The following is a 22,438-nucleotide window of genomic DNA, read 5'->3' on the forward strand; positions in this document are numbered from 1 at the left end:
CTCGTGGCTGTGAATCGGAAAAAAGGCTCGCTCAGCGAAAAATCACCGTCTTGTCCTGGTTGATGAATACCCGGTGTTCCAAGTGGTATTTCAGGGCTTTGGAAAGCGCCACGGTTTCGGTGTCACGGCCGATGGCAACCAGCGAATCGGGCAGGTGGGTGTGGTCGACGCGCTGGATTTCCTGCTCGATGATCGGCCCCTCGTCGAGGTCCGAGGTGACGTAGTGGGCGGTGGCGCCGATCAGCTTCACGCCACGGTCGTAGGCTTGGTGATAGGGCTTGGCCCCCTTGAAACCGGGCAGGAACGAGTGATGGATGTTGATCGCCCGCCCGGACAACTGCTGGCACAAGCCATCGGAGAGAATCTGCATATAGCGGGCGAGTACCACCAGGTCGGTCCGGGTGTCCTCGACGATGCGCATCAATTCGGCTTCCTGGCCGGCCTTGCTGTCCTTGGTGATCGGCAGGTAGATGAAGCGGATACCTTCGCGTTCGGCCATGGCGCGCAGGTCCAGGTGGTTGGAGACCACGGCGGTGATGTGCATGTCCATCTCGCCCTTGCGATGGCGGTACAGCAGGTCGGTCAGGCAATGGTCGAACTTGCTGACCATCAGCAGCACCCGGGTCGGCTGGCTGCTGCAGAACAGTTGCCACTGCATGTCGAAGCCGCCGGCCAGGTCGCCCAGATCCTCGCGCAGGGCACCGATATCGCCGGTCACGCCGGTGTTGAAGCGGAACACCGCGCGCATGAAAAACTGCCCGGTGAACTCGTCGTCGAATTGCGCCAGTTCGCTGATGTAGCACTGCTGCCGGGCCAGGCATGTGGTGATCGCGGCGACGATGCCGGACGCTGCCGGGCAGTTGATCTTGAGGATGTAATGTTCGTTGGAGGTGTCCATTGAAGGTTCCCTGATTGCAAGTGAAGGGGCGGCTCAGCCCTTGGCTGTGCGCTTGGTTTTTTCCGGGTCGTCGAAGGGCAGGGCGTGGGTCACGGCGGCGCTTTCCAGGCTGCCGCGCACCTGCAGGGCTATGCCGGGAAGCGCGCAGGCAAGGCTCATCCGGGCGATGGCCATGGAGCGTTTGCTCAGGCGCGAATACATGCCGCAGGTGATCACCCCGACTTGCCGGTCGCCCTGCCACAGGGTGTCGCCGGCTTCGGCGGCGCGTACGCCGTCGAGCAACACGCCGGTGATCCTGAAGCGCTCCTGGCCGCGCAGGCGAAAGTGCTCCTCGGCGCCGCGGAATTCGCGCTTGTCCGGGGAGACGGTGAAATCCAGGCCCATTTCCCACAGGGTGTCGCCGGCCTTCTGGTCGGCGAAGGGGTACATCTGCGAATTGTCGTAGGGGAAAAACATCAGCGAACTTTCCACCCGCAACCAGTCCAGGGCGGTGAAGGCGCAGGGGATGATGCCCAGGCTCGCGCCCTGTTCGAGAATGCTGTCCCACAGCGCCGGCGCATCGGCGGCCTTGCAGAAAATCTCGTAGCCGCGTTCGCCGGTGTAGCCGGTGCGCGAGATCATCACCGGGCGGTCGAACAGGCGGGTTTGCAGGTGATGGAAATAGGGCAGCTGACGGATCCCGGGGACGTGCTCGGCGAGAAAATCCACCGCCAGCGGGCCTTGCAGCGACAGGTCGTGCAGGTCGTCATCGAACAGCACGGCCACTTGGCGTCCCTGGGCTGAACGCACCAGCATTTCGTGACCGCTGCCGGCCCCGTGCACCACCATGAACGCGTTGGGCCCGGTGCGATAGACGATGCAGTCATCGACGAACTTGCCGTCCTCGTCGAGCATCGAGGCGTACACCGACTTGCCGGGGTAAAGCTTGGCGATGTCGCGGGTGGTGGCCCATTGCAGCAGGCTCTCGGCATGGGGGCCGACGTAGTGGACTTTCTTCAGCCCGGACACATCCATCAGCCCGGCGCGGGTGCGGATCGCCTGATGGTGATCGGCCAGGTCGCTGCTGTAGGTCCAGGCCGTGCCCATGCCGTTCCAGTCTTCGAGGTTCGAGCCGAGTGCGCGGTGCCGTTCGGCCAGCGCAGAAATACGCCATGAATGGGTCATGTGAAGATCCTTGTCGGGGGAAAGTGGGTAGGGGTCAGGCTTGCGGATCGAAGCGGCTCAGCCACTCGACCAGGGTCTGTCGGTAACGGCTCATACCCTTGTAGTCGGCGATCGGCCCGGGCAGGTCGCGCAGCACTCGGTGCAGGCGGCAGCCCCAGCCGGGCTGGGTGACCAGCTCGTCCATGCTGATCAGGTAGGTGCGGATGCTGAACATCACCGCATTGCTGCGCGGCAGGCGGGCCATCACTTGCAACTCGACCCGCAGATGCACCTGTTGCCCGACGTTGTCGGCGGTGATGCGGCCGCGGTCGGCGCCCCATTCATGGAAGGTCTCGGGGGAAGAATCCAGGCGCGGGTTGATGGTCAGCGTCCAGTTCAGGCGCCGTACCGGCTGCCCCGCCTGCAGGTTGAGCAGGTACTTCAGCGCGCGGTCGAACACACCCATCTGGTGGGCCATCGGCACCGGCGAATGCCACTGCTTGAAACTCATGCCGGCGTCGAAGGCCAGTGACCAGTCGGCCGGGCAGGTGACCAGGCCGGCGTCCATGTACAGATCGCCGTCGCGTTGATCGAGCAGGGCGAAATCCCCCTGCACCTGGCGACCGATGAACTCCAGCGGCTCGCAGGGCAGGCTCGTGGCATCACCAAACACGAAGCGCTGATCGATATCCAGCAGCTGGTTGCGCCAGTGCCAGTCGTCACCCACACGCTCAAGGCTGAACCACTGCGGATAGTCGGCGGCGAGGTGTTCCATGAGCATCTGCAGTGCATCCCAGGCGGCTACCTGCATATGCGGCATCACCAGGTAGCGGCGCGGGTCCTTGTCCAGCACCAGGGCGCGCTCGGCCATTTCCGAACGGTAATGTTCGTCGATGTCGAACCCGTGCTGGTAAATCGAGCCGGGATCCCGGGACCTTGCCGGTTCGATGTTCACCGAATACAGGTAGCTGTCCTCGGTGAAGGGGAATGGGAAACGGCGGATGGCCGTGGGGCTGTTGCGAAAACTGAAGTCGTCTCGATAGCTCTGCACGGGGTTTGCTTGAATGGTCATGGTCGACTCCTAAAGATCCAGCGAAACGCATTGGCCGCGGCCGCGAGAGACACAGGGCATGAGAAAGCCGTCCTGTTCGGCGGGGCTGAGGAAGTTGTCGCGGTGTTCGATGTCGCCGCCCCGGTGGCGGGTCATGCATTGGCCGCAGACGCCGCCACGGCACAGGTTGGGGATCTGCAGGCCGGCCGATTCCAGGGTTTCGAGCAGGCTTTGTTCGGCCCCGACCCGCAGGCGGCGGCCGCTGCGCAGCAGTTCGACGTCGAAGGCCTGGCCCGGTTGTGCGCCATTGAAGGCTTCCCAATGCACCCTCCCGGGTGGCCAGCCGAGGGCCGTGGCCTGTTGCCGTACCGCGTCGAGCAACGGTGGCGGGCCGCAGGTGTACACATGGCTGCCCAGCGGCCGGTCGCGCAGGATCCGGCCCAGGTCCGGGCGACTGCCGTAGGTGTGCAATCGCGAACCCAGTCGCTGTTGCAACTCATCGACGTAGGCATCGCTCAGCCCCGGGCGAAACAGGTAGTGCAATTCGAAGTGGGCCAGGCGTTGTTCCAGGGCCGCGATGTAGGCCATGAACGGTGTGATGCCAATGCCCCCGGCGATCAGGATGTGCAGGCTGGCGGTCGAGTGCAGGGCAAACAGATTGGCCGGCGGCGAGATCTGCAGCCTGTCGCCGACCCGGACCTGGCGATGCAGGTAGTGCGAGCCGCCGCGGGAGACGTCCTGCAGGCGGACGGCAATGCGGTAGTGCTGGCTGTGCGCCGGGTCGCCGGTCAGTGAATAGGCATTGCGCACCTTGCCCGTCGCCAGCGGCAGGTGAACCTGCACATGACTGCCGGGGGAAAAACCTGGCAAGGGTCCGGCGCATGATTGCAGGGTGAATTCGCGTACCACCGGGCTGAGCATTCTCGCCGCGCTGACCTGCACCTCAAGGACTGCGCTCATGGCCGGGCTCCGGCGTAAGGCTGGTCGGGGTTGGTGCAGACGCCCAGGTATGCCCCCAGGCGCCTGGAAAAGTGCTCGCGGACTTCCAGCCCGACCGCGCAACCGATGCAGGTCACCAGCGGCTCCGGCACGGCAGCCTGGGTCAGGCCGCAGTGCACGCAATACACCAGGCGCGGGCCGGCAAGCGTGCGGATGATGTCGATCTCATCATCTTCCAGCCCGGCGCTGCGGGCCTCGCCATGGATCCGCCAGATAAAGGCCTCGTCGCCCATGATGTAGAGCTGGCTGCCGACGGTGGCACTGCCCAGCATCTGATGCAGGCGCGGGGTGAAGTCGGCGTTCTCGCCATTGAGCACCAGGGGCTGTTCAAGGGCGCCGACAACGGGGGCGCAGGCCGCCGCCGATTGCATGACCACAAGGTGCCGGGTGGCGGTATCGCGGGGTAGTGGCTGGCGATAGCGCGGGAGGCTGTGAAGTCGGTCCGGGGCGGCGCTGTGTTTATCCGTCATGTGGGCTTTCCTGGCTGATCCGCGCCTGTCGAAAGGCGAGAAGGTGGCGTTGGACAGAGAATTTGTTTCCTGTTGGGGAAGATACTTTCCTATGGGGAAAATCTTCACAATCCGGAAAAAGGGCTATGTCTTTGGAGATAAGCCGTGCGCGACACCGGTTCGGGGCATGGAAGTTGCTGCTCTCCCGGTTCAGGGCTGAGCAGCCGGACGGGGGAGTTATCGAGAGTGCGAACACGACCGCAGTGGTGGCCGCTCTGGTGGGGGCGTATCCGCCCCGATCAGGCACGCAGCGTGCGCAGGTTGTTGGCCGGGTTGCCCCTGAGCCAAATGCACGCTGACGGTGCCTTGGCGACTTTTCTGGACCGTTTCGACGCACTGCTGCCCGGCTGCAGGCTGAATCTGATCCTGGGCGGCGAAGACCTGGGGCCGGCACGGCGTGCATCGCTTGAGGGCTGCAAGGGCGTGGAACGCTGTCCCTGGCGTGACGGGGCACTGACGGATACGGCTCAAGTCTGTGGCCCTTGCCGGCAGCGGGGCGTGCATCGCCTGCTGTGTGCCTTATCGCCCGGTGACGATCCGGGCAAGGGGGTATTGTTGCTCGATAGCCCACGACCGATTCACGCCAGCTGGCGTCCATTGCTGGAGGAGGCGGCGCAGGCGGTCGGCGTCACCGTACGCTTGCGCTGCCACAACCGGGAGCAACAGCGCAAACAGGCCACATTCCAGCACGGTGCCCTGGCCCGTGAACTGCACGATTCGGTGGCGCAGCAGTTGGGTTACCTGGCGTTCCAGGCGCACTTGCTACGCACGCAACCGGGCACGCCTGCGCACGCTACTGCCGTGTTGCAGGAATTGTGCGGCGGCCTGAGCCAGCTGCAACGCCAGGTGCGCGAGCTGATCACCAGCGCGCGCCTGACCATGGACGGGCGCTCGCTGCGTCAGGCCCTGGCCGACTCCGTCGCCGAGTTCTCGCGGCGCTGCATCATCGTTTTCGAACTGGACAATCGCCTCGCCGACGATGCCTTGGGCCCGGAAACCGAACTGCAGATCCTGCAGATCATTCGCGAGGCACTGGCCAATGCGGTGCGCCATTCCCATGCGAGGCATGTGCGCATCGAATTGCGGCAAAGCCAGGACGGCGATATCGCGGTATCCGTGGAGGATGACGGCATCGGCCTGAGCCCGGCGTCGGGGGAGGACAACCATTTCGGCCTGGCGATTATCCGCGAGCGCGCCGCGAGCATCGGCGCCCGGCTGACCATTGAAGCGATCCGCCCGCACGGGGTTCGCGTACACCTTGGCCTTTGCCACCACCAGGACCAGCCACAGGGGAGTTTCGATGGACTGCACGACCTTATTACTGATCGATGATCACCCGCTGTTTCGCAAGGGCCTGGCGCAGCTGTTCGGCGCCAGCGATGACTTCGAAGTGGTGGGGCAGGCCGCCAGTGGCCGCGAAGGCATCAACCTGGCCGTGAGCCTGGCGCCGCAGCAGGTGCTGCTGGATCTGCACATGCCTGGCTTGAGCGGCTTGCAGGTGCTCGATGAACTGCGGCAGTTGCGCCTCGATTGCCAGGTGGTGGTGCTCACCGCGTCGATGGATCGCGCCGAGCTGTTGACGGCCCTGCGCCTGGGGGCCAGCGGCTATGTGCTCAAGGAAACCGAGCCCGATGCGTTGTTGGCCTACATGCGCAACTGCCACAAGGGCGCGATCGTCCTGGATTCGACCCTGGTGGCCCTGCTGGCCGATCAACGGGAGTCGGCGCACCGGCCGCCACAGGATCCGGATCCGCTGGACACCGGCAACCTGACCGAACGCGAGGGCCAGACCCTGGCCCTGATCGCAGCCGGCATGAGCAATAAACAGATCGCCCGGGAACTGGGGATCAGCGATGGCACGGTCAAGATCTATGTGCGCAATCTGTTGCAGAAGCTTGGCCTGCACTCGCGCCTGGAGCTGGCAGCGTGGGTCCACAACGGCGCGTCCGTGCGACACGAGGAGCGGCATTAGATGATGGATCGGCCTGAGGCATGTGTGCGGGCATCGTCCTTGCACCTGATGGATCGCTTTCCGGCGGCGCTGCTGGAACTGCGGGATAACGGGCAGATCGCCCACTTCAACCTGGCCTGGGTCGAGCTGATGGATCGGCCGGGGCCGGAGCGTAATCTCGTCGATTACGTGCACCACGAAGACCGTTCATTGTGGCGCCAGGCCCTGCATGAACTGCGCCGGCGCCCCGAGACCTGCTTCAACCAGCGGCTGCGTTTCGTCCACCCTTCGGGGGAACTGCGCTGGTTCGACGTCAGCCTCAGGCGCGGCGCTCAAGGTTTCTATCTGGTGGCCGGGGACATTACCGCGCACAAACGCCGCGAGATCGCCTTGCAGGCCAGCCAGCGCAGCAGCATGAGCCTGTTGGACAGCATGCCCGGGCTGATCTATCGCGGTCGCAACAACCGCGACTGGACCATGGAATTCGTCAGTGCCGGCTGCCTGCAACTGACCGGTTATCCCCCGGAACGGCTGGTGGACAACCATGAGTTCACCTACAACAGCCTGATCCTGGCGCAGGATGCCGATTACGTCTGGCGCGAGGTGCAATATGCCTTGTCGCGACAGGAACCGTTCGAACTCGATTACCGGATTCGTTGCGCCGATCAGTCGATCAAGCATGTCTGGGAAAAAGGCGTCGGGATCTATGCCGACACTCGGGAAGTGCTGGGTATCGAAGGCGCGATTTTCGAACGCAGCCCCCGCCGCTAGTGACGGGGGCGGCTTGCCCCCTGGTGACAGGGGGGGCGCGGGCCTCAGGTTGCATTGTGGGCATTGCACCCGGTGTAGTAGAGGTTCAGGCGGTGATCACGACAGTTCGCCAACCCCCTGGGCGCGCTTGCCGAGCTTCATCAGCCCGTAGTAACTGATAGCCGGCACCAGCAGCCCGACCAGCCAGGCCAGGTCCACGCCGTCCAGCGCAGTAGCGATGGGGCCGACATAAAATGTAGTGTTCATGAACGGAATTTCCACGGCGATCGCCAGCAGGAAACTGCCGCAGGCAATCCAGTTGACGCGCCCGTAGATCCCGTCCAGGTCGAAGATATCGGCGATCCGGTACTGGCCTTTGCGCAGGCAGTAGTAGTCCACCAGATTGATCGCCGTCCAGGGGATCAGGAAGTAGCTCATGAAGAAAATGAAATTGAGGAAAAAGCTGATGAAGTCGTCCTGGCTGATGGTGCACAGCGCTGTGGCCACCAGGCTGATCACCAGCATGAACAGGCCGCGCACCCGCGGCGTCACCTTGAGCCGGGCAAAGGGTTCGATCACGGTGATGGTCGACATGAAGGCGCCATACAGGTTGAAGACGTTGATCGACACCTGGCCGTAAAGGATGAAGAAGAACAGCAAGACCGCGCCACTGCCGAACAACCCGGCGACATGACTGCCGACGTTACTGGAGAAATCGGCGATGCCGACGCTGAGCATCGCCCCCAGAATCATCATCCATGCACCGCCGCTGACGGTGCCGGCATAGCTGTACCAGAACACCTTGGCGGTCGGCGTGCTGCTCGGCAGATAGCGCGAATAGTCGGCCACATAAGGCGCATAGGACAGTTGCCAGGTCACGGCAATGCTCACCGCCACCAGGAACTTCGATAACGAGAAGCCCGTTGGCAGCCATTGCTCGGCGGGGATCGGCAGTTGCAACGCGAGCAGCGTGGCGGCGACGAACACCAACAGCGAAAGCAGCGACAACAGCTTCTGCAGGCGATGGATCAGGCGATAACCGAAGAGCGCGACGACGAAGCACAGCGCACCGATCAGGTAGATATTACCGGTGGCCGGCAGCGGGCTGACGGACTCCATGGCCTGGGCGGCGAGCAAGGTATTGCTGACGAAGAATCCCAGGTAGATCAGCATGACGAACAGCAGCGGCAACACCGCCCCCAGCACACCGAATTGCGCCCGGCTCTGGATCATTTGCGGAATGCCGAGCTTCGGTCCCTGGGCGGAGTGGGAGGCCATGAAAATCGCCCCCACGAGCGAGCCGATGATAATCGCCAGCGCACTCCAGAACAGGTTCAGCCCCATGACCACCGGCAGTACGCCGGAGGCGATGGTGGTGATGTTCATGTTGGCGCCGAACCAGATGAAGAACAGCGAACCGGGTTGGCCGTGGCGCTCGGCCTCGGGAATGAAATCGATGCTGCGTTTTTCGACTTGCATGGCGATCACTCCTGAGTCCGGACGAGGCGGGTTTGCAAACGGGCGATGGTGCTTTCCAGTTCGTGGGGCTGGTAGGCGAATTCGTCCGGCTGCCCGGGGATCAGGCTCAGGTAGTCTTCACCTTCGAGGGCGCGCAGGCATTGCACGCCGGTGAGGATCTCCAGGGCGTAGACCCAGTTGGTCATGATCAACAGCGCCGAGTAGTGCCCGGCCTGTGTGGTCGTGGTGCAGGCGTCGCTGACCAGGCGAATGCGATAACCCAGGGCGAAGGCATCGAACACCGTGCCGAGTACGCAGACATCGGTCAACACGCCGCAGACGATCAGGGTCTCGACCCCGAGCGCCTTGAGTTGATTGTCCAGGTCGGTGCGGTGGAAGGCGCTGTAACGGCCCTTGTCGACGACGAGCTCATCGGGTCGCGGTGCCAGGCGCTCGATGATTTCCACTTGTCGGGTGCCGGCGCGATAGCTGCTCGGGCTGCCATCGGCCGCGCGCGGTTCGCCGCGGGGCAAATCACTGCCGTCGGCCTGATTGATGTGGCGGGTGTAGACGACAGGGATCTGCCGGAGGCGGGCGGACTCGAGCAGGGCGGCGGTATGAGTCACCACCGTGTCGAGATTTTCCAGGACGAAGCCGTCCTCTTGCTGCATGTCGATGATCAACAGCGCGTTGTTATTGTTCATTGAGCAAACCTGATCATGGGTCGAAGCACAATGCACCGGGCACGCCTCGTGATGACGAGGCGCGGGTGCGTCAATTCCAGTTCGGGTGAGCTCAGTGAACTATTTGCCAGAAACCGTTCTGTTTGGCAGAGACGCTGGCGCGCAGGCGCTTGAGGTGGATATGCGAAGCGGTCCATTCGCCGCGCAGGTAAGCCTGCTCGGCGCCGGGGGAAAGGGTGAGTGATGGGAGACGACCATTGAGCATCGGAATCGACCCTGCACGTCAATCAACCCCCTGGCTTCGCGTCCAGGGGGCCGGTAGGTGGACTTAGCGGAACGCCGGGACCACGTGTTTGATGAACAGCTCCAGGGATTTTTTCTTTTCCGCGTGGGGCAGGCTGTTATCGCACCAGAAGCTGAACTCGTCGACCCCCAGTTCCTGGTAGTACTTGATGCGCGGGATGATTTCTTCCGGGGTGCCGATCATCGCGGTCCTGTGCAGGCTGTCCAGCTGGAACTCCGGACGCTCGGCGAACTTCTCTTCCGGGCTCGGTTCCAGGAAGCCGTTGACGGGCGTCGTCTTGTTGCCGAACCAGGCGTCGAAGGTGCGGTAGAAACGGGAGATGGCCTTGGCCCCGACTTTCCAGCCCTCGGGATCGTCGACCGCGTGGACGTGGGTGTGACGCAGCACCATCAATTGCGGGCGCGGCACGTCCGGGTTGTTGTCCAGGGCGGTCTGGAACTTGTTCTTCAGGTCGAGGACTTCTTCGTCGCCTTTCATCAGCGGCGTGACCATGACGTTGCAGCCGTTGGCTACCGCGAAGTTGTGGGAATCCGGGTCGCGGGCGGCGATCCACATCGGCGGGTTGGGCTTCTGGATCGGCTTGGGTACGCTGGTGGACGTCGGGAATTTCCAGATATCGCCGTCGTGGGCGTAATCGCCTTGCCACAACGCGCGAACCACCGGAACCATTTCCCGCAGGGCCTGACCACCGGAGGACGCCGGCATGCCACCGGCCATGCGGTCGAACTCCACCTGGTAGGCGCCGCGGGCCAGGCCGACTTCCATGCGACCGTTACTGATCACGTCGAGCAGGGCACATTCGCCGGCGACCCGCAGCGGGTGCCAGAACGGCGCGATGATGGTGCCGGCGCCCAGGTGAATGGTGGTGGTCTTGGCGGCCAGGTAGGCCAGCAGCGGCATCGGGCTCGGCGAAATGGTGTATTCCATGGCGTGGTGTTCGCCGATCCAGACGGTGCTGAAACCACCGGCCTCGGCCATCAGGGTCAGTTCGGTCAAGTCTTCGAACAGCTGACGGTGGCTGACGCTTTCGTCCCAACGTTCCATGTGCACGAACAGGGAAAACTTCATGACGCTTACCTCGGATCTTTTGTTGTCGGCCGGTCGACTGCGGGCCTGTTGGTTATTGGTATACCATAATACGAAGAGACGGCAAAATGTTTCTTGGCTAGACGGTTCTGGTGTCAGTAAGTCAAAAATAGAACCTGTGGCGAGAGGGCTTGCGACAGGCAAGCCCTCTCATCACAGTCAGGCCAGAACGGGCAGGGCGCCCATCTTGCCGTGGCAGTACACCAGCGGGCCGGCGTTGTGCCGGGGCACTATCAGGTTCTTCACCGCGCCGACCATGATCGCGTGGTCGCCGCCTTCATATTCGCGCCACAGTTCGCACTCGATGACCGCCGTGGCGTTAGCCAGGATCGGGTTGCCCAACTCGCTCAAGGTCCATTCGATGCCCTGGGCCTTGTCCTTGCCTTTGCGCGCGAAGGCATAGGCCTCGCTCTGCTGGCCGCCGGACAGGACGTGGATGGCAAAGCGTTTGTTCTTGATCAATACGGGGTAGGAGTCGGAACTGTAGTTGGGGCAGAACAGCACCAGGGCCGGGTCCATCGACAGCGAACTGAAGGCGCTGGCGGTCAGGCCGACGATCTGGCCGTCGTCATCGAGCGTGGTGATCACGGTCACGCCGGACGGAAACGAACCCATCACTTGTTTGTAGATGGCGGCATCGATCATGGGACGGTCCTCTGGCGGTGTGGTGCGGGTTTTTATGTGCTTGTAGGTCTGATGGTATACCGTAATACATAGTTTGCAAGGGCTTTTTCCACGAGCCGATAAACGTGAGCGTCATGTGCTAAAGCCAGCAATTACGGGGCTTTACGCCAGAAAGCGCTTGCGGTCATCCAGCAGAATTGCACATCAGATGCCCGATTAAAGTGCGGATCAGCCTTGTGCAAAGTTTGGAATACCATAATATGGTCGGCATCTGAGGGGTTGCCGTAGAGCTCCCCCGGTTTGGCTTCGTACAACTATAAGATCAGACAAACTCGAGTTCATTCATATGTCCCAGACGTCCCGGCAAGACCCCCTGATCGAGAATCACACGGTCGATTACGTCCCACTCGCAGAGCGCCACGGGAAGGCCCGCGATCTATTCACGCTATGGTTCAGCACCAACATTGCACCGCTGCCCATCGTCACCGGCGCCATGGTGGTTCAGGTGTTCCACCTTGATCTGTTCTGGGGGCTGCTGGCGATTGCGCTCGGCCATATGATCGGCGGCCTGGTGATCGCCCTGGCGTCGGCCCAGGGCCCGCGGATGGGGATTCCGCAGATGGTGCAGAGCCGCGGTCAGTTCGGCCGTTATGGCGCGCTGCTGATCGTGTTCTTTGCCGCGCTGATCTATATCGGTTTTTTCATCTCCAACATCGTCCTCGCTGGTAAATCGATCGTCGGCATCGCGCCGTCGGTGCCGGTACCGGCGAGCATCCTCATCGGCGCCTTGAGCGCTACGGCGATCGGGGTGATCGGCTACCGCTTCATCCACATCCTCAACCGCATCGGCACCTGGGTCATGGGCAGCGCCTTGCTCGCCGGGTTCTTCTACATCTTCGCCCATGACTTGCCGGCGGACTTCTTCAGTCGCGGCGGTTTCAACCTGTCCGGCTGGCTGGCGACGGTGTCGTTGGGGATCATCTGGCAGATCAGTTTCTCGCCCTATGTGTCGGACTACTCGCGCTACCTGCCGGCGGATATCGGCATTGCCAAGCCGTTCTGGGCCACTTACCTGGGCGCGACCCTGGGCACCATCCTGTCGTTTACCTTCGGCGCGGTGGCGGTGCTGGCGACCCCGGAAGGCACCGAGGCGATGGCTGCGGTCAAGCAGTCCACCGGCTGGCTGGGGCCGATTCTGATGGTGCTGTTCCTGCTCAATATCATCAGCCACAACGCCTTGAATCTGTATGGCGCGGTGCTGTCGATCATCACCTCGATCCAGACCTTCGCCAGCCAGTGGACGCCGAGCATCAAGGTGCGGGTGGTGTTGTCGAGCGTGGTGCTGGCGGGCTGCTGCGTGGTGGCGCTGGGCGCTTCGGCGGACTTCATTTCGCAGTTCATCGGTTTGATTCTGGCGCTGCTGTTGGTGCTGGTGCCTTGGGCTTCGATCAACCTGATTGATTTCTACCTGATCAAGCGCGGCAGCTATGACATTGCCTCGATCTTTCGTGCGGATGGGGGGATTTACGGGCGGTTCAATCTGCATGCGATCGTGGCGTATTTCATTGGGATTATCGTGCAGTTGCCGTTTGCCAATACGTCGTTGTATGTCGGGCCCTATGCCAATTTGATCGAAGGGGCTGACTTGTCGTGGCTGGTGGGGTTGGTTGTGACTTGTCCGCTTTACTACTGCCTGGCGACGCGTGGGCAGGCTCAAGATCTCAAGGCCGCCAGACTCGGTTATACCGACTGATCGAACCTTGGCTGTTTTGCTGACCGAGTACATATCCGTTTTTGCGGTCATGGCGACTTAGGGTTCCGCCCTTACGGCGGGTCACTTGGAAAAGCGCCAAGTAACCAAGCGCTCTTGCCCCTTTCGTTCGGTGCCTCGCTAGTGCTCGGCATGCCCTCGCTCCGGTCCTGCTCCGTGGGCCCGCCGCGATCGGCCATCCATGGCCGTGCGCGGCTAACCCGGCATCCATGCCGGGTTGCCCACTGCGCAGAACCTGCGCTCGGCCTCTCGAGGGGGCGTACACCGCAAAAGCAAAAGCAAAAGCAAAAGCAAAATCGAAGCGGCCTGCGGGCCGACCTGGTTCTCTGAACCGCATGCCGCTCCTACAGGGTTTGCGTTTGCCTTGAGGGTTTTTAAACCTTGGCAGAATCCATTTTATAACCCGCCCCCGGCGCCCCTTCATGCAGCGCCGACTGAACTTTTGCATACAAGGCATTGGCCTCGGCCGTTGTAATTGATCGCGAACAATCACGCAGTACAACACGCAGAAGTGCATTTTCCTGGCCCGGCAGCAGTCCCAGGCGTTCAATGGCTTGCTCGGGTACTTCCGAGAACTCCCAGCGTCCTTTGACTTGCATTTCCTCGATCCAGTCAGCGCAGTCGCCAGCTGCTTGTAACATTTTCTCGGTCAACACTTCCTCGCTCAGCCCTGGCGTGACCGCCAACGAGATGTCACGAGTAATCGAAGGCAAGCGTGAGACGGCGTTCCACGGATTCAAATCATGCATCTGCGCCTGAACCCGTACGTTCTGATCGCGCAGCAAACGGATATCCGGGATGCCTTTACGCAGCATGGTCAGGCGATCCAGACCCATTCCGAGCGCCAGCCCTCCATGTTGTAACGGATCAATATCAAGTCGCTCCAGCAAAGACCGGGCAATACGACCGCACTCCAGGACTTCCACCGGTGTGCCGTCTTTCAACACATTCACTTCAATTCCGCCTTCGGTGTAGTGGTGCGGGCTATTGCTGTAGACCCAGGGCTTGTCGGGAACGGCTGTTTCGAGGATATCGCTGACCAGACGCAACAAGTGTTCATGCGTCGACAGCTCAGGATCACCGAGCACCCAGACGTCCATTTGATGTGGTTCCGCACAATGCCAGCGATCCCGGCTATCCCGGCGAAAAGTGATGCCAGGCGCCGCCAGCAAAATCATCTCGCCCGGCTGCCGCACACCCGCCGCGCGCTGCAGCGCTGCCGGAATTTGACTGGTGGTTTGCGTTCGCAACAAAGAGTGCTCGTCAACCCAACGGGTATGTTCACTGCCGAGGGTGATTTCTTTCGGGTTATAACCGAGCAAACCATAGTTCTCTTCAGCGGAAACTATCCGCGGCCCTGTCTGGATGTTTGCCTGGGGCCAGCCTTGTTCAAAAAGTCCAAGGAGGATTTCATTCAGCAACAGTCGGATGGCGTGATCGGGAGCGCTTTGCTCGGTGAGGTCTTGCAGTGACAGGGCTTGATGGAGGGCTGTCTCCGTCAGATATTTCTTTGGTGTTTGCACACACTAATCCTCTATTGGAAGTTCGCTTTCGTTTAATTAATGAATAAACGTAGCGATAACTGGCCAATAGCTACAACTCAAAATTGAGAAGTTCTGGATTTTCAGAAAGGTATTACAGATATGACTTACACACGTTCAAAAGATCGCAGCCTCGCTTTATTAAATGACCCGCTGTCAGGGTGATACCACCAGCAGCCATAACCAAAAAAACGGATATGCGTGCTAGTCAAAAAACAAAAAAAGGCCGCCGCAACCCGACGTTGCGGCGACCCGAGGGTGACACGTAACCGCTGGCCCACTGGCATGGGCCAACGCTGAATCAATGAGCCCCGGCAGCCTTGTTCAAATCGCTCTCAGCCCACTCGGTATACACACAAGCATCCGCAGTAGCCCAGCGCACACGCACCGGATCACCCGCCTTGAGTGGCATGCCCGCCGCCGACAGCGCCTTGACCGTCATCGAAGTGCCGCCCGACGTCACCACGCTGCACGTCTGGCTTTCACCCAGGAACAACACTTCCACGACCTTGGCCGAGACTTCATTCCAGCCGGCCGCCAAGGGTTCGACAGCCGCTTGCTCAACACTCAATGCCACGGCTTTTTCCGGACGCACCATCAGCAGCACATCCTGATCGGTTTGCAGCCCGGCAGTCAGGCGAATCGACAACGACTGGCCTTCAAACGTAGCCACCGCATTGCCCTGGGCCTTGAGCTTGAGAAAGTTCGAGTTCCCCAGGAACGAAGCCACAAACGCATTCGGCGGATTCTGGTACAGGTCGAAGCCGCTGCCCAAACCGACGATCTTGCCATGGCTGAAAATCGCAATGCGCTGGGACAGGCGCATGGCTTCTTCCTGGTCGTGGGTCACGTAGACGATGGTGATGCCCAGGCGCCGATGCAGCTGGCGCAGTTCATCCTGCAGGTCTTCACGCAGTTTTTTGTCCAGCGCGCCGAGGGGTTCGTCCATCAGCAGGATGCGTGGCTCATAGACCAAGGCCCGGGCGATGGCGACCCGTTGCTGCTGGCCACCGGAAAGCTGAGAAGGGCGGCGATGGGCAAATTGTTCCAGCTGCACCAGCTTGAGCATGGCGTCGACCCTGCGTTCGCGCTCGGCGGTGGCGAGTTTGCGAATCGCCAACGGGAACGCAATGTTGTCGCGTACCGACAGGTGCGGGAACAGCGAGTAACGCTGGAACACCATGCCGATGTCGCGCTTGTGCGGCGGTACGTTGACCAGTGACTGGCCGTTGACCAGGATCTCGCCGCTGCTCGGGGTTTCGAAGCCGGCGAGCATCGACAGGGTGGTGCTTTTGCCGGAGCCGCTGGAGCCCAGGAAGGTGAGGAATTCACCGTCCTTGATGTCCAGCGAGATGTCATCCACGGCGGCAAAGTCGCCGTAGTATTTGTTCAGGTTACGCAGGCTGACCAGGGGCTTGTCGTTTTGCTGCGCGGCATCTTTGATCACTGCACTCATGTCGTACTCCTGGCGCTCAGGCGCTGATTGGGTTGCGCCGGCGAACGGCGGTGGCGATGACCATGACCAATATCGAGAGGCCGATCAGCAGCGTCGAAGCGACGGCGATCACAGGCGTCAGGTCCTGGCGCAGGGTGGTCCACATTTTCACGGGAAGGGTTTGCAGGGTCGGGCTGGCCATCATCACGCTCAGCACCACTTCATCCCAGGACACGAGGAAGGCGAACAGGGCGCCGGCGACCATGCCCGGGCGAATCGCCGGGAAGGTCACCTTGAACACCGCTTGCAGGCGCGAGGCTCCGCAGATCACCGCGGCATCCTCGATCGACTGATCGAACAGCTTCAGCGAGTTGATGATCGAGATGATGGTGAACGGCAGCGCAACGATCACGTGGCTGACCACGAAGGCGAACATGGTCCCGGTGTAACCCAGTTTCAGGAACAGCGCGTAGACCGCCACGGCGATGATCACCAGGGGCACGATCATCGGCAGGGTGAACAGGCCGTAGAGCATTTCCCGGCCCGGAAAGCGCCCGCGCACCAGGGCGAAAGCGGTCGGCAAGCCCAGGGCGACGGCGCAGATCGTGGTCAGTACCGCGACCTTGAGGCTGGCCACCGCCGCGTTCATCCAGTCGGGGTTGGAGAAGAACTGGCCGTACCATTTCAGGGTCCAGCCCGGTGGCGGGAACACCAGCCACTGGGATGAGCCGAAGGACAGCAGCACGATGAACACGATCGGCAACAGCAGGAACAGCGCGATCAGCCCGGTGGTGAAGTACAGGCCGAAGCGCATGCGCCGGCTCATGGCATTGGGGGTCAGGAGCATGACGGCTTACCTCGCGTTGCTGGCGCCAACCGGGGATTCCGGCTGGAGCTTCAGGTAGAAGTAGAACAACACCAGCGTAATGACGATCAGCAACGCGGCGCCGGCGCTGGCCAGGCCCCAGTTGAGGAACGACTGCACCTGCTGAATGATGAACTCGGGCAGCATCATGTTCTGCGCACCGCCCAGCAGGGCCGGGGTGACGTAGTAACCGAGGGACATCACGAACACCATCAGGCCACCGGAGAACAGCCCCGGCCGGCACAGCGGCAGGAACACCCGGAAGAAGTTGGTCCAGGGGCTGGCGCCGCAGATCGAGCCGGCCTGCAGGATCATCGGGTCGATGGCCTGCATGGTCGCCTGCAGCGGCAGCACGATGAACGGGATCATGATGTAGCTCATGCCGATCACCACGCCGGTGAGGTTATGCACCATCTCCAGCGGCTGATCGATGATGCCCATCGCCATCAGCGCCTTGTTGATCACCCCGGACGCCTGCAACAGCACCAGCCAGGAGTAGGTCCGGGCGAGGAGGCTGGTCCACATCGACAGCAGCACGATGTTGAGGATCCAGCGCCCCCAGCCCTTTGGCACCAGGGTGATGGCCCAGGCCAGCGGGAACCCCAGCAGCAGGCTGAACAGCGTCACCAGGCCCGCCACCGAGAAGGTGTTGAGCAAGACCCGGGCATAGGCCGAGTTGGCGAACAGTTGTTCGTAGTTGCCCAGCCCCGGCACCGGTTCCAGCACGCCTCGCAGCAACAGGCCGATCAACGGCGCGAGAAAGAACAGGCCGAGGAACAGCAGGGCGGGGATCAGGTTGCTCGAACCGCGCCAGCGCTGTGCCAGGGAAGGGGATTGGTTCATCACAGCCGCCTTGCCGGAAGCCGGGCCGGCGGCGCCCAGGGCGCCCCCGGTCTGGGTGGATGGACGGGACGTGGTTGCCGTCATTTTCATTTGACCAGCCATTCGTTCCACCGTGTCGCGATGGCCGGACCGTTTTTGGCCCAGTACGCGAAGTCAAGAGTGATCTGATCCTTGGCGTAGGCAGTCGGCAGGTTGGGGGCCAGCACCGAGTCCAGGCGCGCCACGCTGTCGACGTTGACCGGCGCATAGGCGGTCAGGTTGGAGAAGTCGGCCTGTCCCTTGGCGCTGCTGGCGTTGGCCAGGAACTTCATCGCCGCGTCCTTGTTCTTCGTGCCCTTGGGGATGACCAGGATGTCGGCCATGACCAGGTTCTGCTTCCAGCTCACGCCGACCGGCGCGCCGTCTTCTTGCAGGGCGTGGATCCGGCCGTTCCAGAACTGACCCATGCTCGCTTCACCCGAGGCCAGCAGCTGTTGCGACTGCGCACCGCCGCCCCACCAGACAATGTCTTTCTTGATGGTGTCGAGTTTCTTGAAGGCGCGATCCAGGTCCAGCGGGTAGAGCTTGTCGGCGGCTACGCCATCGGCCAGCAGTGCCAGTTCGAGCACGCCAGGGCTTGGCCATTTGTAGAGGGCGCGTTTGCCGGGGTAGGTCTTGGTGTCGAACAGCGCGGACCAGTCCTGGGGTTTTTTGGCGCCCAGCTTGCCCTCGTTGTAGCCGAGGACGAAGGAGAAGAAGAACGAGCCGACGCCGTGATCGGTGACGAATCGCGGGTCGATCTTGTCGCGCTGGATGACCGAGAAATCGAGGGGTTCGAGCAAGCCTTCGGCGGCGGCGCGCAAGGCGAAATCGGCTTCGACATCGACCACGTCCCACTGCACGTTGCCGCTTTCGACCATGGCCTTGAGTTTGCCGTAGTCGGTAGGGCCATCCTGGACCACGGTGATGCCGGTGGCCTTGCTGAACGGGTCGGCCCAGGCCTGCTTCTGCGCATCCTGGGTGCTGCCGCCCCAGCTGACGAAGTTGACGCTTTGAGCCGCCATAGCCACGTGGCTGACCGTGGCCAGCAACCCGGCGAACAGTACAGCGGTTGCACCTTTGTTCAACACCATTTTCACGCCCTCATTTGTTGTGTTTTTGAGCGGGCTTGGTAATGCCCGCCTATCGGGAGCAGTAGGTCCATCTGGCCTCTAACGGCGACCGTGCCAAGGGCTGTTATTGGTGCTTTCCCTGTCGGGGGCACTTGGCTGAAGCGATCGGTCTATGGAATATCATATTATGGTATTCCAAACTTTGTGCAAGCACTTTGCCTTACCGGCTATCAGCCAAAACAGGTTTTCTTGCGGTGCAACGCTTGCATTGATGCAGGACTTGTAGGAGCCAGGCTTGCCGGCGAAGGCGTTCTTGCGGATGCCTTCGCTTGTAGGAGCCAGGCTTGCCGGCGAAGGCGTTCTTGCGGATGCCTTCGCTTGTAGGAGCCAGGCTTGCCGGCGAAGGCGTTCTTGCGGATGCCTTCGCTTGTAGGAGCCAGGCTCGCCGGCGAAGGCGTTCTTGCGGATGCCTTCGCCGGCAAGCCTGGCTCCTACACGAAAGGAATGGTCTCCACGACTTCCAGGTCGTACCCGGTCAATCCCGCATATTTCAACGGCGGGCCGAGGTGACGCAGCTTGCCGACGCCCAGGTCTTGCAGAATCTGTGCGCCGGTACCCACTTCAGAATAGATGCGCGATTGCGATCGACTGAACTGCCGTGGCGGCTGGGTCAGTTGGGGCACCCGTTCGAGCAGCGCCTGGGACGATTCATGGTTGGCCAGCACCACCACGACGCCGCGACCTTCCGCCGCCACTCGCTGCAAGGCCGCCCACAATGTCCAGTTGGAAGGACCGCTGTATTCGGCACCCACCAGATCGCGCAACGGGTCGATCACGTGCACGCGCACCAGCGTCGGTTCGTCCCGGCGCAATTCACCCATCACCATTGCCATGTGGACACCGCCTTCGATGCGATCCTCAAAGGTAATCAGACGAAAGGTGCCATGCACCGTGGGCAATTCACGTTCACCGATACGCACGACGGTGTGTTCGGTGCTGAGGCGGTAGTGGATCAGGTCGGCGATGGTCCCGATCTTGATCCCGTGCTGGCGGGCGAACACTTCCAGGTCCGGGCGACGGGCCATGGTGCCGTCATCGTTCATCACTTCGACGATCACCGAGGCGGGCGTGAAACCGGCCAGGCGGGCCAGGTCGCAACCCGCTTCGGTATGCCCGGCCCGGGTCAGCACACCGCCTTCCCTGGCGCGCAAGGGGAAGATGTGGCCGGGTTGTACGATATCCGCGGGACCCGCCCCCTGGGCGACGGCGGCGGCGACTGTACGTGCCCGGTCCGCGGCGGAGATGCCGGTGGTCACGCCGACGGCGGCCTCGATGGACACGGTGAACGCGGTGCTGAACACGCTGCCGTTGCTCGGCACCATCTGCTCGAGACCGAGGCGCTGGCAGTGGTCGTCGGTAAGGGTCAGGCAGATCAGCCCGCGGGCTTCCCGGGCCATGAAGCTGATGGCCTCGGCGGTGCAACGGTCGGCGGCCAGCAGCAGGTCGCCCTCGTTTTCCCGGTCTTCGTCGTCGACCAGCAGCACCATTTTGCCTTGGCGGTAGTCTTCGATGATTTCTTCGATGCTGTTGAAGGCCATATGAGGATTCTCGGTGTTTGATGGAAATACTTTGTGGTATACCATAATACAAAATTAACCGAGAGGTCACTATGAAGGCGTACTGGATTGCTCATGTAGATGTCACCGACCCCGACCAATACAGCCAATACACCCAGCGCGCGCCGAAGGCGTTTGCGTTGTATGGCGGTCGGCTGTTGGCCCGGGGCGGGCGTTGTGAAGGGCTGGAAGGTGGGCCTGCGGCGCAGCGTAATGTGGTGATCGAGTTCGACTCGTATGAGCAGGCGCTGGCTTGCTATAGATCAGACGAATATCAGGAGGCGAAACGGCACCGCGAAGGCGTGGCCCGGGCGCAGATCGTGATTGTTGAGGGTGTGGCGCCGGCGTGATTCATGGCGCCGAATACCTGTAGGAGCCAGGCTTGCCGGCGAAGGCGTCCATGAAATCGCCATCGCCGGCAAGCCTGGCTCCTACAGGGGGGCGGTGTACGACGGAAATCGTCAGCGAATGAAGTGAATCTTGCCGGTATCGTCGTTGCCGATGTAGATGCCATACACCCCGGCCTGGCGTTCTTCGATATAGCGCTCGAGGATCTGCCGGATCGCCGGGTAGTAGATGCTGTCCCAGGGAATATCCTCGGGCGCGAAGAATTTGTAGTCGAGGGTTTCCGGCCCGTACTGGCCGGTAATCTCCAGGGCGATGGCGCGGAAGATGATGTACACCTCGCTGATGGTCGGCACGCTGAAGATCGAGTAGGGCGAGAGAATTTCCGCGCGTACGCCGCTCTCTTCCCAGACTTCGCGCAACGCGGCCTGTTCGGTGGTCTCGCCGCCTTCCATGAAGCCCGCCGGCAGGGTCCAGGTGCCGGGCCGTGGCGGGATGGCGCGCTGGCACAGCAAATACTTGCCGTCTTGCTCGATGATGCAGCCGGCGATGATTTTCGGATTGATGTAATGGATGTAGCCGCAACCGCGGCACATCAGGCGCTCGTGCGTATCGCCCGGCGGCAGCTGGGACTTGAGGTCATTGCCGCCGCACTTTGGACAAAAGCTCGGGCTGAACATGATCAGCGACCTATGCGCGGTTCTTTCAGCGCGATCGGCAGGGTGATCTCTGGGATCGCCCCGGTCTCTTCCTGCTTGCGCTTGAGGTAGTCCAGGGCCACGGAGGCGGCGGCGCGTACGTGGTCGACGCACGCCTGGTGGGCGGCCAGCGGATCGCCGCTCTTGATCGCCTCGACCATGCGCTCCATCTCCTGGTTGCTCGAGCCGCGACGGTTTTCCTGGGACACGGAAGTGGCGCGCAAGTAGCTGATGCGCGCCTGCAACTGACGCAATTGCAACGCCGCGACATGGTTGCCGGAGCCTTCGAGCAGCACGTCATAAAAGCCTTGCACCGAATCGATGACCTGTTGCAGCTCGCCCTCCTTGAGGGCCTGGCGGTTTTCCTCGAGGGCTTTTTCCAGGGCCTTGATGTCCTTGGCCTTGGCGCGCAGGGTGAACAGCTGGACGATCAGGCCTTCGAGCACGCAACGCAGCTCATAGATATCGACGGCGTCGGCCAGGGTGATGATCGCGACCCGCGGGCCCTTGGCGTCGGCGAACTCCACCAGGCCTTCGGATTCCAGGTGACGCAAGGCTTCGCGTACGGACGTGCGGCTGACGCCCAGGCGATCGCACAGATCGCGCTCGACCAGACGGTCTCCCGGCAGAAGCTGGAAGTTCATGATGGCGCTTCGCAGTTTATCCAGCACGATTTCGCGCAGGGTAACGGGGTTGCGATTGACCTTGAAGCTGTCGTCGAGTGGCAGGCGTTTCATGGGGTCCGCTCTGAGTGTGGCTGTCCATGCAAAAAGAGCA

Annotated in this window: 23 protein-coding genes; 5 read left to right on the forward strand and 18 right to left on the reverse strand. The window is 61.9% G+C overall.

Annotation, left to right across the window (positions count from 1 at the left end):
• Positions 1-31: 31 nt before the first annotated feature.
• Genes purU through PMA3_RS11160 form a run of 5 tightly spaced genes read right to left on the reverse strand, consistent with a single transcriptional unit; the run spans position 32 to position 4,561 of the window.
• Positions 32-898 carry a formyltetrahydrofolate deformylase gene (gene purU, locus PMA3_RS11140; protein WP_064677197.1) on the reverse strand — a complete coding sequence of 289 codons (867 nt, stop codon included), beginning with the start codon at positions 896-898 and terminating at the stop codon, positions 32-34.
• Between the two features lie 33 nt (positions 899-931).
• Positions 932-2,062 (reverse strand): aminomethyl transferase family protein, encoded by a 1,131-nt coding sequence (locus PMA3_RS11145; protein WP_064677198.1) that lies wholly within the window; start codon positions 2,060-2,062, stop codon positions 932-934.
• A 34-nt stretch (positions 2,063-2,096) separates the two neighbouring features.
• Positions 2,097-3,113 (reverse strand): heme-dependent oxidative N-demethylase family protein, encoded by a 1,017-nt coding sequence (locus tag PMA3_RS11150; protein WP_064677199.1) that lies wholly within the window; start codon positions 3,111-3,113, stop codon positions 2,097-2,099.
• Positions 3,114-3,122: 9 nt separating this feature from the next.
• Complete coding sequence (locus tag PMA3_RS11155; RefSeq protein WP_064677200.1) at positions 3,123-4,052, reverse strand: PDR/VanB family oxidoreductase; 930 nt, start codon at positions 4,050-4,052, stop codon at positions 3,123-3,125.
• Positions 4,049-4,561 (reverse strand): dimethylamine monooxygenase subunit DmmA family protein, encoded by a 513-nt coding sequence (locus PMA3_RS11160; RefSeq protein ID WP_064677201.1) that lies wholly within the window; start codon positions 4,559-4,561, stop codon positions 4,049-4,051. Before PMA3_RS11160 ends, PMA3_RS11155 begins: the two co-directional genes overlap by 4 nt.
• A gap of 225 nt (positions 4,562-4,786) precedes the next feature.
• Here PMA3_RS11160 and PMA3_RS11165 point away from each other — a divergent pair, with 225 nt between their 5' ends.
• From PMA3_RS11165 to PMA3_RS11175, 3 genes are read left to right on the forward strand one after another with little or no spacing between them, the layout of a single operon-like run.
• Positions 4,787-5,932, forward strand: coding sequence for an ATP-binding protein (locus tag PMA3_RS11165; protein ID WP_237140709.1), 1,146 nt, complete (start codon positions 4,787-4,789; stop codon positions 5,930-5,932).
• Entirely contained in the window at positions 5,901-6,572 is a 672-nt protein-coding gene (locus PMA3_RS11170; RefSeq protein ID WP_064677203.1) for a response regulator, read from the forward strand. Before PMA3_RS11165 ends, PMA3_RS11170 begins: the two co-directional genes overlap by 32 nt.
• Positions 6,573-7,322, forward strand: coding sequence for a PAS domain-containing protein (locus PMA3_RS11175; protein ID WP_064677204.1), 750 nt, complete (start codon positions 6,573-6,575; stop codon positions 7,320-7,322).
• Between the two features lie 96 nt (positions 7,323-7,418).
• On the opposite strand, the gene PMA3_RS11180 is transcribed toward PMA3_RS11175, so the two are convergent.
• The 5 genes from PMA3_RS11180 to PMA3_RS11195 all read right to left on the reverse strand — a co-directional run bounded on the left by PMA3_RS11180 (position 7,419) and on the right by PMA3_RS11195 (position 11,477).
• Positions 7,419-8,780: a purine-cytosine permease family protein gene (locus PMA3_RS11180; RefSeq protein ID WP_064677205.1), complete on the reverse strand. Its 1,362-nt coding sequence runs from the start codon at positions 8,778-8,780 to the stop codon at positions 7,419-7,421.
• 5 nt (positions 8,781-8,785) lie between these two features.
• A complete protein-coding gene (locus PMA3_RS11185) occupies positions 8,786-9,463 on the reverse strand; it encodes a cysteine hydrolase family protein (RefSeq protein ID WP_064677206.1) in 678 nt (225 codons plus the stop codon).
• A gap of 91 nt (positions 9,464-9,554) precedes the next feature.
• Positions 9,555-9,707: a hypothetical protein gene (locus tag PMA3_RS32815; RefSeq protein WP_167355118.1), complete on the reverse strand. Its 153-nt coding sequence runs from the start codon at positions 9,705-9,707 to the stop codon at positions 9,555-9,557.
• A gap of 63 nt (positions 9,708-9,770) precedes the next feature.
• Complete coding sequence (locus PMA3_RS11190) at positions 9,771-10,814, reverse strand: LLM class flavin-dependent oxidoreductase (protein ID WP_064677207.1); 1,044 nt, start codon at positions 10,812-10,814, stop codon at positions 9,771-9,773.
• 177 nt (positions 10,815-10,991) lie between these two features.
• Complete coding sequence (locus tag PMA3_RS11195; protein WP_064677208.1) at positions 10,992-11,477, reverse strand: flavin reductase family protein; 486 nt, start codon at positions 11,475-11,477, stop codon at positions 10,992-10,994.
• Between the two features lie 325 nt (positions 11,478-11,802).
• Here PMA3_RS11195 and PMA3_RS11200 point away from each other — a divergent pair, with 325 nt between their 5' ends.
• Positions 11,803-13,209, forward strand: coding sequence for a purine-cytosine permease family protein (locus tag PMA3_RS11200; RefSeq protein ID WP_064677209.1), 1,407 nt, complete (start codon positions 11,803-11,805; stop codon positions 13,207-13,209).
• 392 nt (positions 13,210-13,601) lie between these two features.
• On the opposite strand, the gene srmL is transcribed toward PMA3_RS11200, so the two are convergent.
• The 6 genes from srmL to ribBA all read right to left on the reverse strand — a co-directional run bounded on the left by srmL (position 13,602) and on the right by ribBA (position 20,600).
• Positions 13,602-14,750, reverse strand: coding sequence for a PheS-related mystery ligase SrmL (srmL, locus tag PMA3_RS11205; RefSeq protein WP_064677210.1), 1,149 nt, complete (start codon positions 14,748-14,750; stop codon positions 13,602-13,604).
• A 319-nt stretch (positions 14,751-15,069) separates the two neighbouring features.
• On the reverse strand, positions 15,070-16,224 hold the full coding sequence (locus PMA3_RS11210; protein WP_064677211.1) for an ABC transporter ATP-binding protein: 1,155 nt from the start codon (positions 16,222-16,224) through the stop codon (positions 15,070-15,072).
• Positions 16,225-16,240: 16 nt separating this feature from the next.
• Positions 16,241-17,050, reverse strand: coding sequence for an ABC transporter permease (locus tag PMA3_RS11215; protein ID WP_064677212.1), 810 nt, complete (start codon positions 17,048-17,050; stop codon positions 16,241-16,243).
• 6 nt (positions 17,051-17,056) lie between these two features.
• On the reverse strand, positions 17,057-18,001 hold the full coding sequence (locus tag PMA3_RS11220; protein WP_064677213.1) for an ABC transporter permease: 945 nt from the start codon (positions 17,999-18,001) through the stop codon (positions 17,057-17,059).
• Positions 17,998-19,023 (reverse strand): ABC transporter substrate-binding protein, encoded by a 1,026-nt coding sequence (locus PMA3_RS11225; RefSeq protein WP_064677214.1) that lies wholly within the window; start codon positions 19,021-19,023, stop codon positions 17,998-18,000. Before PMA3_RS11225 ends, PMA3_RS11220 begins: the two co-directional genes overlap by 4 nt.
• A 470-nt stretch (positions 19,024-19,493) precedes the next feature.
• Positions 19,494-20,600, reverse strand: a complete 1,107-nt coding sequence (gene ribBA / locus PMA3_RS11230; RefSeq protein ID WP_064677215.1) for a bifunctional 3,4-dihydroxy-2-butanone-4-phosphate synthase/GTP cyclohydrolase II — start codon at positions 20,598-20,600, stop codon at positions 19,494-19,496.
• A 71-nt stretch (positions 20,601-20,671) separates the two neighbouring features.
• Here ribBA and PMA3_RS11235 point away from each other — a divergent pair, with 71 nt between their 5' ends.
• Positions 20,672-20,968 (forward strand): DUF1330 domain-containing protein, encoded by a 297-nt coding sequence (locus tag PMA3_RS11235; RefSeq protein ID WP_064677216.1) that lies wholly within the window; start codon positions 20,672-20,674, stop codon positions 20,966-20,968.
• Between the two features lie 111 nt (positions 20,969-21,079).
• Here the strand turns inward: PMA3_RS11235 and PMA3_RS11240 are convergent, their stop codons facing one another.
• Both PMA3_RS11240 and PMA3_RS11245 read right to left on the reverse strand, forming a co-directional pair.
• Positions 21,080-21,643 (reverse strand): NUDIX hydrolase, encoded by a 564-nt coding sequence (locus tag PMA3_RS11240; RefSeq protein WP_064677217.1) that lies wholly within the window; start codon positions 21,641-21,643, stop codon positions 21,080-21,082.
• A 2-nt stretch (positions 21,644-21,645) separates the two neighbouring features.
• Positions 21,646-22,398, reverse strand: a complete 753-nt coding sequence (locus tag PMA3_RS11245; protein ID WP_064677218.1) for a GntR family transcriptional regulator — start codon at positions 22,396-22,398, stop codon at positions 21,646-21,648.
• Between the last annotated feature and the right edge of the window lie 40 nt (positions 22,399-22,438).

This window comes from Pseudomonas silesiensis (assembly GCF_001661075.1).
Classification (GTDB): Bacteria; Pseudomonadota; Gammaproteobacteria; order Pseudomonadales; family Pseudomonadaceae; genus Aquipseudomonas; species Aquipseudomonas silesiensis.